Here is a 12,733-nt window from a genome sequence, read left to right as displayed (position 1 = left end):
ATCAACGATGAAGCTATTTGGCAAAGTTACTCGGGTAAAAAACCTTTTACTGAGAAAGGTAAAGTTGCGGCTGCTCATTTCCTGGTGCCTTATGAGGAAAAGGGGCAACCGCAGCTTTGAACCTGCAAGCGCAAAGAAAGTCTTGTTGTTACGTCTGGATGATAAAATAGGCGATATGGTGGTTGCCACCGGGGTTATAAAGAAACTCGCTGACTCTGGCCATCAGGTTTCTGTCCTTTCCGGGGAGGCCTGCAAAAATATGTTGTCCGGCGTAAAGCACATTGCAAAATTTTATATTTATCAACGACGAGAGTCGCTGAGGGCGCTGAAAAAACAGCATTTTGATGTGGTGATTGATTTTGATGACGTCACCACTTATGAGCGCTGCCGATTAATTTATAAGCTTGGTGCCAGACATGCCATTGGTTTTAACAAACAAGGTTATCCAATGTATGACACCTCAATTGATTTCCTGGACGCTGATACGCACATCACTGAACGGCATAAACGGGTGCTGCGTTTGCTGGGCGTGGGTTGCGCGGAATATTGCTATGATCTGGAGCCCACATCGGCGTCGGTCGATAAAGTCAGCGCTGCTCTGGCCGGATTGCACTACAACGCTCTTATTGCCATCAATCCTTTCACCGGCTCCGAGGACAAGGATTTATCCCGCCAGCAAACGCAGGACATCATCAGCCTCATAAAATCGCGGGCTAAAAATTCGCTGATTGTTCTTATTGGACAGGAAAGCAAGGTCGCCGCCCTTAACATGGCTGACTGCATTTACATCCCCGGCAGCACCGTAAACACGGCCGTAGAAATTGTTAAAAGAGCGGATTTGATTATTTCACCCGATACGTCGATCGTGCATATGGCCTGTGCTTTCAACAAGCGTCTGGTTGCCATTTATAACCAGCGAAAACTTAAAGATACCGGCCTGCCAGGTCATGTTATCTGGTCACCCAACTATGGCAATGCGGTGCAGATCGTGACGGAAAAGGAAAACGTGAGCGATGTGCCGGTTGAGGTTATCAATCAGCAGATTGGTGAGCAGATTGCATTGATGGAAAATGAGTGCTCTCCGCGGCGAGAAGTGGCCCTCTAAGGCATAAAAGTGCCACCCGAAGAGGTGGCACTGACGATCGGTCAACAGGTCTGTAGTTTCAGTTTGGGCGTTATGGCGACGCCTAACGTGAACCAGAACAGGTACCAGAATTCTGCCGGGTTACCGATCATGAACATGCCCTGTGAGGAATAGAACAGCAGCATGAAAATGAACAACGCAGCCTCAAGCCGCATACCGCTGCGCATGTGGCGCACGACCAGGGAGCCGCAGTAGCTCAAGACAGCCAACAGCAAGCCCAACCCGACGATTCCCCCCTTCAGCAAAGCGCCCCAGTAAAGGCTGTGCGTGGTGCGAATATGTTCGCCAGAATAGTTGGTAAAATCCAACTCATAATTGAAGCCGTAACCAAAATACGGTGCCTGGCTCACCAGTTCGAAGGTGTGTCGCCAGATACTCAAACGCAGGAAGCTCTGCACATACATTTCTTCAAAGCGGGTGAGGAACAAATGCCCGATGGGCGAGATCAGCACTGCCGCAGCCACGATGGCCAGAGCAATCACAAAACAAGCCAGATGCTTCAGCTTCAGTTGCTTGAAGGGTAGCGTTATCAGCAGCGCGATCAGTAATGAAAGCACCGGGCCACGGCTTTGGGTGAGCAGCATGGTACCGAACAGTATCGGGATGGCGATCAGGATCGTTGCGTTCTTTTTTTCGCGAAAAGCGATCAGGCTGAGTATCACGCCAATCCCGGCCAATCCCGCCAGATCAATCACATTCTCGGGGCCAGGATTGTTTTTTGATACCGCTCTGTTAATCAGAATGTCTTGGTAGTCAAAGCATAATGTGTACAGACACAGGATCGTTAATCCCATTACTATGCTGATCAACAGCAGATTACGCTGAGGCCCGCTCAGAACGGTGATCAGCATGCCCAAATACAGCAACAGATAAATACTGTGCGTCAGGGTCGACTCGATATTTCCTGGGTCGTCTGTCCACAGATTACTGCAGGCAAAGTAGAGCAACATCGCACCAATGAGCGCCAGCCCCCAGCGTGTTTCCCTATGGCGGAAAAACGACATCCGCAGATCTTTATCGAGATACAGCGTGATAATGAATAGAATCGCCGAAAGGTGGAACAGATTATTAACTCTGGTAAAGCCGCAGAATATGGCGCTGAAAAAAGAAAAAAGTAGAAAAAACAAGACGTATAGCTTTTTCGGATGAAAAGCATTACTTGAATAATGCATCAGGATCGGCCTTCTCGAAAATATCATTGCTGATTGCGCTGGTTACAGAAAGGTTTTTTATGGCGATATCTTTTGCTTTCATTTGAAAGCTGGCATGGCGAAATGACGGTATTACCAGGTCGTCAACTTTGCTCTCCAAATCGGTGGAAAGCTTATTCTCTGCGGCTTCATAAAAACGCGGTTGTTGGAAATTATTCATGTCCAGGCCGATGATAAACAATCGCTTGAAGCCGAGGAAGGTGAGGATCTGCAGCGCCCAGTAAATAACGGTGCCGGCATCAAAGATGCCGCTGCGAATATCATGATTAAACGCGATGTCTTTTCGGTCATCGGCAAAAGTGACGTCGCTATTATCGCGGTAAGCCGTCCACAGTTCATCATGGCTAATTCTGGGCCGATAAATTTTAAATGCGGCGTCTTCGATTACGGCGAAACGGCACTTCACCTGCTCCAGGGTGAATCTGTCGATGATTTTCGCCACGCCGTGCACCGTGGTGAACAACGTTAGCCGATCGTCCGCGATAATACGGCCGATGATTTCCGGTTTCTGGTCGATAAATCCCATATCCACAATGACATAGAATCTAAAGTCGACGCGGTCTTGCAAGGAGTAGGCACCGTTGACTCCCATCGCCGGCATCGGGGGGAATTTTTCCAGGCAAAGGTTTTTCACTGACGGGCCGGTAGCCGTCAACAGGATATCACCGGAAAAATGCCCCTGCAGCGTAGCCAGTTGCACCATCGGCACCCGTTGTCGTTTGTAATGCAGCGCGACGATTTCCCCGCTGGCGGCGCGCTTAATCTTTACGTATGGCCAGAGATTTTCGTTATGCCGAAAGGGCCTGGCATGCGTATAACGATATATTTGCTTGAAAAAGGTTCCCATTACACCGGCATCCTGTCGTGAATCAATGCCGCGACTTTTTGCGCGGGGATCGCCGCCATACTGTTACCAGACTCTGGTCGGCAGGCATATTGATTTTGCCCATAACCGCCGATCAATCCCGGATCTGTCGGGCCGAACAGCGTGATGTTAGGCCTGTCGAGCGCCGCGGTCAGGTGGCTGAGACCGGTGTCGACCGAGACTACGCCTTTCGCGCCTGCCAGCACCTCGGCTACCTGTTGCAGACTGAGTTTTGGCAGCACTTCAACATGCGGGAAGCCTTCCGCCAAACGCAGCGCGCGCAGGCGTTCGTGTTCCGCGCCCCACGGCAATTTGAGCTTCAGCCCGCTTGGCGCCATCAGTTCAATCAGTTCACGCCAGTGCGACTCAGGCCAATGTTTCTCGTCGCGGGTCGTCGCGTGCAAAAACACCAGGTATTGCCCGGCGTCGGCCGGCAGGTGACTGAGAAAGCGCGCCGCAATGGCGTAATCGCCGTAGCTTTCCGGCTTGTCATAACCCAGGCTTTTGGCAAACAGCTCACGGGTGCGCTCCACGGCGTGCTGCTGTTTATCGATGTCATGACGGTGGTTGTAGAACCAGCTGGCAAAGGGTTCGCGGGCGCTCTTGGCATCCTGGCCGTGCTTGCTGCCTTTGGCGATGCGGGTGATCAATGCGGCGCTTTTGATTAACCCCTGGGCGTCGATCACCACGTCGTAGGTGCGCTCCTGCACCAGACGTTTAAAATCGCAACGCTCCTGACGGGTCTCGCTGCCAAACCAGTTTTTGCGCCAGCGGCGGATCGCCACCGGGATCACGCGGTCTACTGCCGGGTGCCAGGTGGGGATCTGGCTGAACCCTTCCTCCACCACCCAATCGAAGCGGATGCCGGGAATCGCCCGCATGGCGTCGGTCAACGCCGGTAACGTATGGAGCACGTCTCCCATCGAGGAGGTTTTTACAATCAACACCTGCATGCTTACTTATTCCTCGCTGGCGGCAAGTAACGGCGTCAGCGCGTCCAACACCTGCTGTGGCTGAATATCGATCAGGCTCTGATGGTAACCCTGATCGGCATCGCCTTTGCGTATCTTATGGTAACCACTGATTAAGCGGATAACTTTGGCTTTATCGGACAGCGGCGGCGTGAAGTCCGGGCTGCTTGGCCCGTACAAGGCTATCAGCGGCTTATTCAAAGCCGCGGCAACGTGCATCAGGCCTGAGTCGTTGCTGACCACCGCCTGGCAGGACGCCAGCAGGATCACAGCCTGTTCCAGCTGGGTTTCTCCGGCCAGATTCATACAAAATACTCGGGCGTCGTCATCCAGCGCCGCGCGGATTTGTTCGCCCGCTTCGTGATCCTTGGCCGAGCCAAACAGCGCGATTTGATAACCCTGGTCGATCAGCATCTGGGCCAGCCGGGCGTAGTGGTAGTGCGGCCAGCGTTTGGCCGGGCCAAATTCGGCCCCCGGGCAGAAACCGATAATCGGCCGGTGATCGGTCAGGTTGAAGGCCGCGGTGGTTTCGGCAATTTCTTCATCGCTCACCTTCAACTGCGGCCACAGCAACGGCTGCGGCAGATCTTCGGCACGCTGAATGCGTTGCTTGTCATAAGCCAGCGCCACATAGCGCTGTACCATCAGAGGAAAGGCCGCCTTGTCCAGCACCCGGAGATCATTCAGCAGGCCGTAGCGCATTTCGCCACGCCAACCGGTACGCTGCGGCACCTGAGCAAAGAACGGCACCAGCGCGGATTTGAACGAGTTGGGCAGCACGTACGCGCGATCGTAGCCGTTGGCGCGCAGCGCGCGCCCCAGACGGCGGCGTTCACCGAGCGCCAGCGCGCCGTGGCCTAATGGCATCGACAGAGCCTGATTGACCTCCGGCATACGCGCCAGCAACGGACGGCACCAGGCGGGTGCCATCACGTCTATTTCCGCTGTCGGGTGCTCGGCCTTCAGGGTGCGGTAGAGACTTTGCGACATCATCATATCGCCAACCCACGAAGGGCCGATAACCAGTATTTTCATACCCTGAATGATTTCCTTCAGCTTAAGCGGTGCGGTTCAACCAGGCCATGTACTCTTTCACGCCTTCGGCGACCGTTTTGAACGGCGCATCATAGCCGGCAGCGCGCAGCTTGGTCAGGTCAGCCTGGGTAAACGCCTGGTAGCGGCCTTTGAGTTTTTCCGGGAACGGGATATTTTCCACCGCGCCTTTCTGGTGGAAATCGACTACCGCGTCGGCTACCGCCTGGAAGGTTTCTGCACGGCCGGTGCCGCAGTTGAAGATGCCGGACACGCCGCTTTTCCAGAACCACAGGTTTACCGCCGCCACGTCGCCGACGTAGATAAAGTCACGCTTGAAGTCCTGGCTGCCGTCGAACAGTTTCGGGTTCTCGCCGCGGTTGATCTGGCTATTCAGGTGGAATGCAACGCTGGCCATGCTGCCTTTGTGGCCTTCGCGCGGGCCATAAACGTTGAAGTAACGGAAGCCGCAGATCTGTGAATCCGCCTCAGGCAGAATTTCACGCACGTACTGATCGAACAGGAATTTTGAGTAACCGTACACATTCAGCGGCTCTTCAAACTGGCGCTCTTCGATAAATTCTTCACGGCCGCCGTAGGTGGCTGCCGATGAGGCGTACAGGAACGGGATTTCGCGATCCAGGCAATAATGCAGCAAGTCTTTGGAGTACTGATAGTTGTTGTCCATCATGTACTTGCCATCCCACTCGGTGGTAGATGAACAGGCACCTTCATGGAACACCGCGTCGATTTCACCCAGATCGTCACCGGCCACGATGTTGGCGATAAAATCTTCTTTATCGATATAGTCGGCGATATCCAGATCGACCAGATTGGCGAATTTGGTGCCGTCTTTCAGGTTATCTACCACCAGGATATCGCGATACCCTGTGTCATTCAGCGCCTTAATGATATTGCTGCCGATCATGCCGGCGCCACCAGTAACGATAATCATTGGGTTACCCCTATTATTCTGCCCGGTGGGACAGGGTGCCCCACGCTCAATGTCGCTTATAATAGCATTTCATGCCGCTGCAAACATCGGACGGGCTCTGAATATCCCGCGATGTCGAGCATCAAAGCACTTTGCCGTGATATCTGCTGCAATTTTCATATTCTCTCCTGTGTATTGTCGTCAGTTTGGTTACAAATCAGTAAAATATGTGGAAAACAGACCCATCCTGGAGATAACCGAATGTCCGCGTCTTTTTATCAGCAGTTGGAACAACAGCTTGCAACCGCCCGTAGCGAAGGGTTGTTCAAGGAAGAGCGCATTATCACCACCGCTCAGCAGGCTGATATCGCCGTTGCCGACGGCCGCCATGTGATCAATTTTTGCGCCAACAACTACCTTGGCCTGGCTAACCATCCGGCGATGATCGCGGCGGCCAAGGCCGGTATGGACAGCCACGGTTTCGGCATGGCGTCGGTACGCTTTATTTGCGGTACCCAGGATAGCCATAAGCAGCTGGAGCGGAAATTGGCCGATTTTCTCGGTATGGAAGACGCCATCCTGTATTCCTCTTGCTTCGATGCCAACGGCGGGCTGTTCGAAACGCTGCTTGGGCCGGAAGACGCGATTATCTCCGACGCGCTGAACCACGCGTCGATCATCGATGGCGTACGTTTGTGCAAGGCGAAGCGTTACCGCTATGCCAATAACGACATGAACGAACTGGCTGCGCAGTTGAAACAGGCCAAGGCCGATGGCGCGCGCCACATCATGATCGCTACCGACGGCGTGTTCTCCATGGACGGCGTGATCGCCAACCTGAAAGGGGTATGCGACCTGGCGGACCAGTATCAGGCGCTGGTGATGGTGGATGATTCTCATGCGGTAGGTTTCGTTGGCGCCAATGGGCGTGGCACCCATGAGTATTGTGAAGTGATGGGCCGCGTCGACATCATTACCGGCACCCTGGGCAAAGCGCTGGGCGGCGCTTCCGGCGGTTATACCGCGGCGAAAAAAGAGGTGGTGGAGTGGTTGCGCCAGCGTTCGCGGCCTTATTTGTTCTCCAACTCGCTGGCACCGGCGATTGTCGCCGCTTCGATCAAAGTGCTGGAACTGCTGGAGCAGGGCGATGCGCTGCGCGATCGCCTGTGGGCCAATGCGAGCCTGTTCCGCGAAAAAATGACCGCGGCGGGCTTTGAGCTGGCCGGGGCCGATCACGCCATCATCCCGGTGATGTTGGGTGAAGCAAAGCTGGCGCAGGAGTTCGCCAACGCGCTGCTCAAGGAAGGCATTTATGTGACCGGTTTCTTCTATCCGGTGGTGCCGAAAGGCCAGGCGCGCATCCGTACCCAGATGTCTGCTGACCACACCCCGGAGCAAATTGAACGTGCGGTCGCGGCGTTCATTCGTATCGGTAAGGATCTTGGCGTTATTGCATAAGGTAAAACCATGAAAGCATTGTCAAAACTGAAAGCGGAAGAAGGGATTTGGATGACCGATGTGCCTCAGCCGGAGCTGGGCCATAACGACATCATGATTAAAATCCGTAAAACCGCAATCTGCGGCACCGATGTTCATATTTATAACTGGGATGAATGGTCGCAGAAAACCATTCCGGTACCTATGGTGGTCGGCCACGAGTACGTGGGTGAAGTGGTCGCCATGGGACAGGAAGTTAAAGGGTTTAACGTCGGCGACCGCGTTTCCGGCGAAGGCCACATCACTTGCGGGCACTGCCGTAACTGCCGTGGCGGCCGCACTCATCTGTGCCGCAACACCATTGGCGTGGGCGTGAACCGCCCGGGCTCGTTTGCTGAATACCTGGTGATCCCGGCGTTTAACGCTTTCAAGATCCCGGACAATATTTCCGATGAGCTGGCATCAATCTTCGACCCGTTCGGCAATGCGGTGCATACGGCGCTGTCGTTCGATCTGGTTGGTGAAGACGTGCTGGTTTCCGGCGCCGGCCCGATAGGCATTATGGCCGCGGCGGTGTGCAAGCACGTTGGCGCCCGCCACGTAGTGATCACCGACGTTAACGAATACCGACTGGAACTGGCGCGTAAAATGGGCGTGACCCGTGCGGTGAACGTCAGCAAAGAAAACCTGAACGACGTGATGACCGAACTGGGTATGACCGAAGGGTTCGACGTGGGGTTGGAAATGTCCGGCGCACCACCGGCGTTCCGTACGCTGCTGAATGCGATGAACCACGGCGGGCGTATCGCCATGCTGGGCATTCCGCCGTCGGATATGTCGATCGACTGGAATCAGGTGATCTTCAAAGGGCTGTTTATCAAAGGGATTTATGGCCGTGAGATGTTCGAGACCTGGTATAAGATGGCGGCGCTGATCCAGTCTGGTCTGGATCTGACGCCTATCATCACCCACCGTTTCTCGATCGATGAGTTCCAGCAGGGTTTTGACGCCATGCGTTCCGGACAGTCCGGAAAAGTGGTTTTGAGCTGGGACTGACGATAAAAAGGGCCGGAATTTTCCGGCCCTGATTTTATGCTTTCGGTTTGTCTGGCGCTGAGTCGGTCCAGCGATGCCACTGGCGCTTGATAAACTCTGCCGCCGATGATTGTGCCACGCTTTCGCTGATCACGCTTATCGCTTTGCCTGCGTTGACTTTTTCCTTCGGCAATTTGACCTTGCACTGTTTGATACCGCCGGTGAACGGGTTCTTCGGCTGTGGTTTCTGCGGCTTGACCGGTGGTGGAACGTAACTGCCGCCACCATTGTTACCCTGGGGTTCATTCAGCAGCGAGCTGGGTTTCACCAGCACGATATCGGCCGGCAGCGTCGGCAGCATTTGCTGCAACACCTTCACCGTTGCCGGGCGCGGGTGGCCAATCGCGATGGCGGAGCCGTTGCGCCGTGCCAACTCGACCGCGCGATTGAACTGGCGGCGAATATCGGCCTCGTTGGCTGTGTCGTCCAGGAATACCTTGCGTTTGATGACCTTCACTCCGGTGCCTGCGGCGGCGCGGGTGGCCTGGCTATTGCCGATGGTCATGCTATCGAGAAAATACAAACGGTAGCTTTCGAGCGCCTGCATGACTTTCTGCATACCCGGCAGGCTGGAGGTCATGGCGCTGCCCATGTGGTTGTTCATCCCCACCGCGTAAGGCACGTTATTCACCGCATTGCGCATGATGCGCTGGATCTCTTCGCTGCTCATGGAGGGCTGCAGCGTATCGCGCTCCAGCGGCTGTTTGCTGAGCGGAGCCATAGGCATATGGATTAGTACTTCGCGGCCCTGGCTGTGGGCGCGGGTGGCCATTAAACGGGCGTGGGGGGCGTTGGGCAGCACGGCAACGGAGATCGCCGTCGGCATTTGCAGCACGGCGTCTTCCTCATGTGGCCGATAACCCACGTCATCGATAACGATGGACAACTTCCCCGCCTGCGCGGCGCAAACCTGCAGCAGACAGCCAATCAATACGACAGTACGGGTTTTGATATAGCGCAAATCTATCTTCCCAACCACGGTAGTGGGTTAACCGCCTGACCCTGACGACGGATTTCGAAATAAAGCGACGGCGTTCCCTGACCTCCGCTGGTACCGACCAAGGCTATCGGCTGGCCGGCGCGGACCTGCGCCCCGACATTGACCAACGCGCTCTGGTTATAGCCATACAGACTCATGTCGCCCTTACCGTGCTCGACCACCACCACCAGACCGTAGCCTTGCAGCCAGTCGGCCAGCAATACGCGACCGTCGGCAATGGCTTTTACTTCACTGCCTTCGGCGGCCGAGATCACCATGCCTTTCCAGCGTAACTCACCCTGCAATTGTTCACCGAAGCTGTGCAAGGTGCGGCCACGAACCGGCCATATCGCCTGTCCGCCCGGTCTGCCGAGGCCGCCGGTACGGGCCATCAGCGAGCGGTCGGCTTCGCTGGGTTTGTAGCTGGTGCCGGTTTTCTTCGCCTGCTGTTCTTTGGCGCGCACTTGCTCACGCACCTTGGCGGCCTCACGCGCTTCGCGTTCGGCACGGGCGCGGGCTTCGCGTTCAGCACGGGCAATTTTATCGCGCATGCGGGTTTCGTTCTGACGCAGTTCCACCAGCCGCTGCTGATCTTTTTCCAGTGAGGCTTCCAGTGCGGTCAGGGTTTTTTTACGTGCGCCACGTGCCAGCTCCAGCTTCTGCTGTTGCGTCTGCTGTTCGCCCAGCAGCGATTTCTGTTGACCCTGTTTGGCCACCAGCGTGGTTTTTTGCTTTGCCAGCTCGGCGCGGGTTTGCTTCAGCTCTTCGATGGTTTGCTGACGCGCCTCGTTCAGATAGCCGAAGTAAGCCAGAATACGCTCGCTGCGTTGGCTCTCCTCACCGCTGAGGATCAGTTGCACTGCGCTGTGTTGCCCCTGACGGAAAGCGGCGTCGAGCTGTTTGGCGAGGATCTCTTGCTGAGTGGACTGCTGCTTTTGCAGCTTGGCGATGGAGGTATTCAGGCCGGAAATGTCTTTCCCCAGTTGGCTCAGCGTGCCTTGGGTGCCACGCAGCAGGCGGCTGGCCTGTGCGATGGTTTTTTCCTGCTGCTTAAGCTGATCCTGCAATGAGCTGCGTTGTTGCTGCTGCTGTTTAACCGCCTTTTCTTTTTCGGCGATACTTTGCTGGATATCTTTGAGCTGGGATTTGTTGTCTTCCGCCGCCTGTCCGGCTAACGGCAACAGCAAGACGCCAGCGCAAAATACGCTGGCGCACATGGCGGTCAACTTCCTTGGCGCGGTGCGTTCAGGCAGCGACTGGCTGCCTGCGTTTGCGCTTCGGGTTACCCTTGATAGTGCAAAAAACGCCTTCTCCCTCATGGAGAAGGATTATTCCACGATGAACAGCGGCTTACCAGTCATCTCTTTCGGGATTTCCATTCCCATCAGCGCCAGCATGGTTGGCGCGATGTCGGAAAGCTTGCCGCCGCTGACCGCGTGAGCAGGCTTACCGATGTAAATCAGCGGCACCGGCAGGCTGGTATGGGCGGTATGTGCCTGGCCGGTGGCCGGATCGCGCATTTGTTCGGCGTTGCCGTGATCGGCGGTGATCAACAGTTGCCCGTCGGCGGCCTTAACGGCCTCCACGACCTGCGCGATGCAGCTATCGAGGGTTTCGACCGCTTTCACCGCCGCGTCATAGACGCCGGTATGGCCCACCATGTCGCCGTTCGGGTAGTTGCAGATAATGGCGTCGTATTTGCCGCTGCTGATGGCACTCAGCAGTTTGTCGGTCAGCTCGGCCGAACTCATTTCCGGTTGCAGATCGTAGGTGGCGACCTTAGGCGAGTCGATCAACACGCGTTCTTCGCCTTTGAACGGCTCTTCCACACCGCCGTTATAGAAGAAAGTGACGTGCGCGTATTTTTCGGTTTCCGAGATGCGCAACTGGGTTTTGTCGTATTTCATCAGCCATTCGCCGAAGGTGTTGCTCAACGACGCCGGCGGGTAGGCGCAAGGGGTTTTGATGTCGGCGGCGTATTCGGTCAGCATCACGAAATCGCCGAAGCTCACAATCTTGGCGCGAGGGAATCCGTCGAAATCGGCATTCACGAAGGCGCGAACGATCTGGCGCGCGCGATCGGCGCGGAAGTTCATGAAAATCAGCGCGTCGCCATCTTGCAGAGCGGCCGAGGCTTCACCGGCGGCCTGGAGCACGGTCGGTTTCACGAACTCGTCGTTTTCGCCACGCTCATAAGCGGCCTGCAGAGCGGCAACGGCGTTATCGGTCACGTAGTCGCCCTGAGCCTGAGTCAGCAGATCATAAGCCAGTTGGACGCGGTCCCAGCGGTTGTCGCGGTCCATGGCGTAATAGCGGCCAATCAGTGAGGCTATGCGTCCGGTGCCCAGTTTGGCAAAGGCGTGGCTAAAGCGCTGCAGCGAGTTTTCTGCGCTACGTGGCGGGGTGTCGCGACCGTCCAGGAAGGCGTGCAGGTACACGGCTTTCGCGCCGCGTTGAGCGGCCAGTTCAATCATGGCCAAAATATGGTCTTCGTGGCTGTGCACGCCACCCGGCGACAGCAGGCCCATGATATGCACCGCTTTGCCTGCCCGCACTGCCTTGTCGACCGCCGCCGTCAGCGTTGGGTTAGCGAAAAAGTCGCCGTCCTTGATTTCTTTGTCCAGTCGGGTCAAATCCTGATAAACGATGCGCCCGGCGCCCAGGTTGACGTGGCCGACCTCCGAGTTGCCCATCTGGCCGTCAGGCAAGCCAACATCCAGACCTGAAGCGGCAATCAGGGTATGGGGCTGCCGTTGCCACAGGCGATCCATCACCGGCGTTTTGGCATTCAGAATGGCATTGTCCTGCTGCTCCTCCCGGTGGCCGTAGCCGTCCAGAATCACCAGCACCATCGGCTTTTTGTTACTCGACATTACATTAACCTCGTTATGAACTTTTAAGATGTGAATAGCCATCGGCCCACAGCCGGAATGATGGCTATTCACCCTAAAACCGCCTGATTTTACAACGCGTACGATTAAAAAGAGCCCCGAGAGATCAAAGTTGCGGCGAACAAGGCCGGCTTTTATGCTCTGACGCCGGCAATTTCTCAGCGTACCCCGCAG

11 protein-coding genes are annotated in these 12,733 nt (G+C 55.7%); 3 read left to right on the top strand and 8 right to left on the bottom strand.

What is annotated here, in order from left to right; genetic code table 11:
• Positions 1 to 7: 7 nt before the first annotated feature.
• Positions 8 to 1,105: a glycosyltransferase family 9 protein gene (locus D4100_RS24555; RefSeq protein ID WP_119805433.1), complete on the top strand. Its 1,098-nt coding sequence runs from the start codon at positions 8 to 10 to the stop codon at positions 1,103 to 1,105.
• A gap of 41 nt (positions 1,106 to 1,146) precedes the next feature.
• Here D4100_RS24555 and D4100_RS24550 read toward each other — a convergent pair whose 3' ends face one another.
• The 5 genes from D4100_RS24550 to rfaD all read right to left on the bottom strand — a co-directional run bounded on the left by D4100_RS24550 (position 1,147) and on the right by rfaD (position 6,178).
• Entirely contained in the window at positions 1,147 to 2,148 is a 1,002-nt protein-coding gene (locus tag D4100_RS24550) for an O-antigen ligase family protein (protein WP_006320109.1), read from the bottom strand.
• A 151-nt stretch (positions 2,149 to 2,299) separates the two neighbouring features.
• On the bottom strand, positions 2,300 to 3,202 hold the full coding sequence (locus D4100_RS24545; RefSeq protein WP_119805432.1) for a sugar glycosyltransferase: 903 nt from the start codon (positions 3,200 to 3,202) through the stop codon (positions 2,300 to 2,302).
• Positions 3,202 to 4,173, bottom strand: a complete 972-nt coding sequence (gene rfaC, locus D4100_RS24540) for a lipopolysaccharide heptosyltransferase RfaC (protein ID WP_006320107.1) — start codon at positions 4,171 to 4,173, stop codon at positions 3,202 to 3,204. Before rfaC ends, D4100_RS24545 begins: the two co-directional genes overlap by 1 nt.
• A 6-nt stretch (positions 4,174 to 4,179) precedes the next feature.
• On the bottom strand, positions 4,180 to 5,226 hold the full coding sequence (gene rfaF, locus D4100_RS24535; protein WP_006320106.1) for an ADP-heptose--LPS heptosyltransferase RfaF: 1,047 nt from the start codon (positions 5,224 to 5,226) through the stop codon (positions 4,180 to 4,182).
• 22 nt (positions 5,227 to 5,248) lie between these two features.
• Positions 5,249 to 6,178, bottom strand: coding sequence for an ADP-glyceromanno-heptose 6-epimerase (gene rfaD / locus D4100_RS24530; protein ID WP_004953280.1), 930 nt, complete (start codon positions 6,176 to 6,178; stop codon positions 5,249 to 5,251).
• Positions 6,179 to 6,418: 240 nt separating this feature from the next.
• Between rfaD and kbl the strand changes: the two genes are divergently transcribed.
• On the top strand, positions 6,419 to 7,615 hold the full coding sequence (kbl, locus tag D4100_RS24525) for a glycine C-acetyltransferase (RefSeq protein ID WP_006320105.1): 1,197 nt from the start codon (positions 6,419 to 6,421) through the stop codon (positions 7,613 to 7,615).
• 9 nt (positions 7,616 to 7,624) lie between these two features.
• Entirely contained in the window at positions 7,625 to 8,650 is a 1,026-nt protein-coding gene (gene tdh / locus D4100_RS24520) for an L-threonine 3-dehydrogenase (RefSeq protein WP_006320103.1), read from the top strand.
• 34 nt (positions 8,651 to 8,684) lie between these two features.
• On the opposite strand, the gene D4100_RS24515 is transcribed toward tdh, so the two are convergent.
• From D4100_RS24515 to gpmM, 3 genes are read right to left on the bottom strand one after another with little or no spacing between them, the layout of a single operon-like run.
• The gene (locus tag D4100_RS24515; protein ID WP_119805431.1) at positions 8,685 to 9,650 is read right to left on the bottom strand and encodes a divergent polysaccharide deacetylase family protein; all 966 of its coding nucleotides are present in this window, start codon (positions 9,648 to 9,650) and stop codon (positions 8,685 to 8,687) included.
• A 2-nt stretch (positions 9,651 to 9,652) separates the two neighbouring features.
• Positions 9,653 to 10,987: a murein hydrolase activator EnvC gene (gene envC, locus D4100_RS24510; protein WP_043912134.1), complete on the bottom strand. Its 1,335-nt coding sequence runs from the start codon at positions 10,985 to 10,987 to the stop codon at positions 9,653 to 9,655.
• A gap of 9 nt (positions 10,988 to 10,996) precedes the next feature.
• Positions 10,997 to 12,541: a 2,3-bisphosphoglycerate-independent phosphoglycerate mutase gene (gpmM, locus tag D4100_RS24505; protein ID WP_119805430.1), complete on the bottom strand. Its 1,545-nt coding sequence runs from the start codon at positions 12,539 to 12,541 to the stop codon at positions 10,997 to 10,999.
• Positions 12,542 to 12,733: the final 192 nt, after the last annotated feature.

This window comes from Serratia inhibens, from assembly GCF_003591175.1.
Classification (GTDB): Bacteria; Pseudomonadota; Gammaproteobacteria; order Enterobacterales; family Enterobacteriaceae; genus Serratia; species Serratia inhibens.
This window is presented reverse-complemented; position numbering and strand designations above follow the sequence as displayed.

Coding starts and splice junctions, on each gene's coding strand:
- D4100_RS24555 (WP_119805433.1), top strand. CDS start 8: ATGAAGCTATTTGGCAAAGTTACTCGGGTAAAAAACCTTTTACTGAGA.
- D4100_RS24550 (WP_006320109.1), bottom strand. CDS start 2,148: ATGTCGTTTTTCCGCCATAGGGAAACACGCTGGGGGCTGGCGCTCATT.
- D4100_RS24545 (WP_119805432.1), bottom strand. CDS start 3,202: ATGGGAACCTTTTTCAAGCAAATATATCGTTATACGCATGCCAGGCCC.
- rfaC (WP_006320107.1), bottom strand. CDS start 4,173: ATGCAGGTGTTGATTGTAAAAACCTCCTCGATGGGAGACGTGCTCCAT.
- rfaF (WP_006320106.1), bottom strand. CDS start 5,226: ATGAAAATACTGGTTATCGGCCCTTCGTGGGTTGGCGATATGATGATG.
- rfaD (WP_004953280.1), bottom strand. CDS start 6,178: ATGATTATCGTTACTGGTGGCGCCGGCATGATCGGCAGCAATATCATT.
- kbl (WP_006320105.1), top strand. CDS start 6,419: ATGTCCGCGTCTTTTTATCAGCAGTTGGAACAACAGCTTGCAACCGCC.
- tdh (WP_006320103.1), top strand. CDS start 7,625: ATGAAAGCATTGTCAAAACTGAAAGCGGAAGAAGGGATTTGGATGACC.
- envC (WP_043912134.1), bottom strand. CDS start 10,987: ATGAGGGAGAAGGCGTTTTTTGCACTATCAAGGGTAACCCGAAGCGCA.
- gpmM (WP_119805430.1), bottom strand. CDS start 12,541: ATGTCGAGTAACAAAAAGCCGATGGTGCTGGTGATTCTGGACGGCTAC.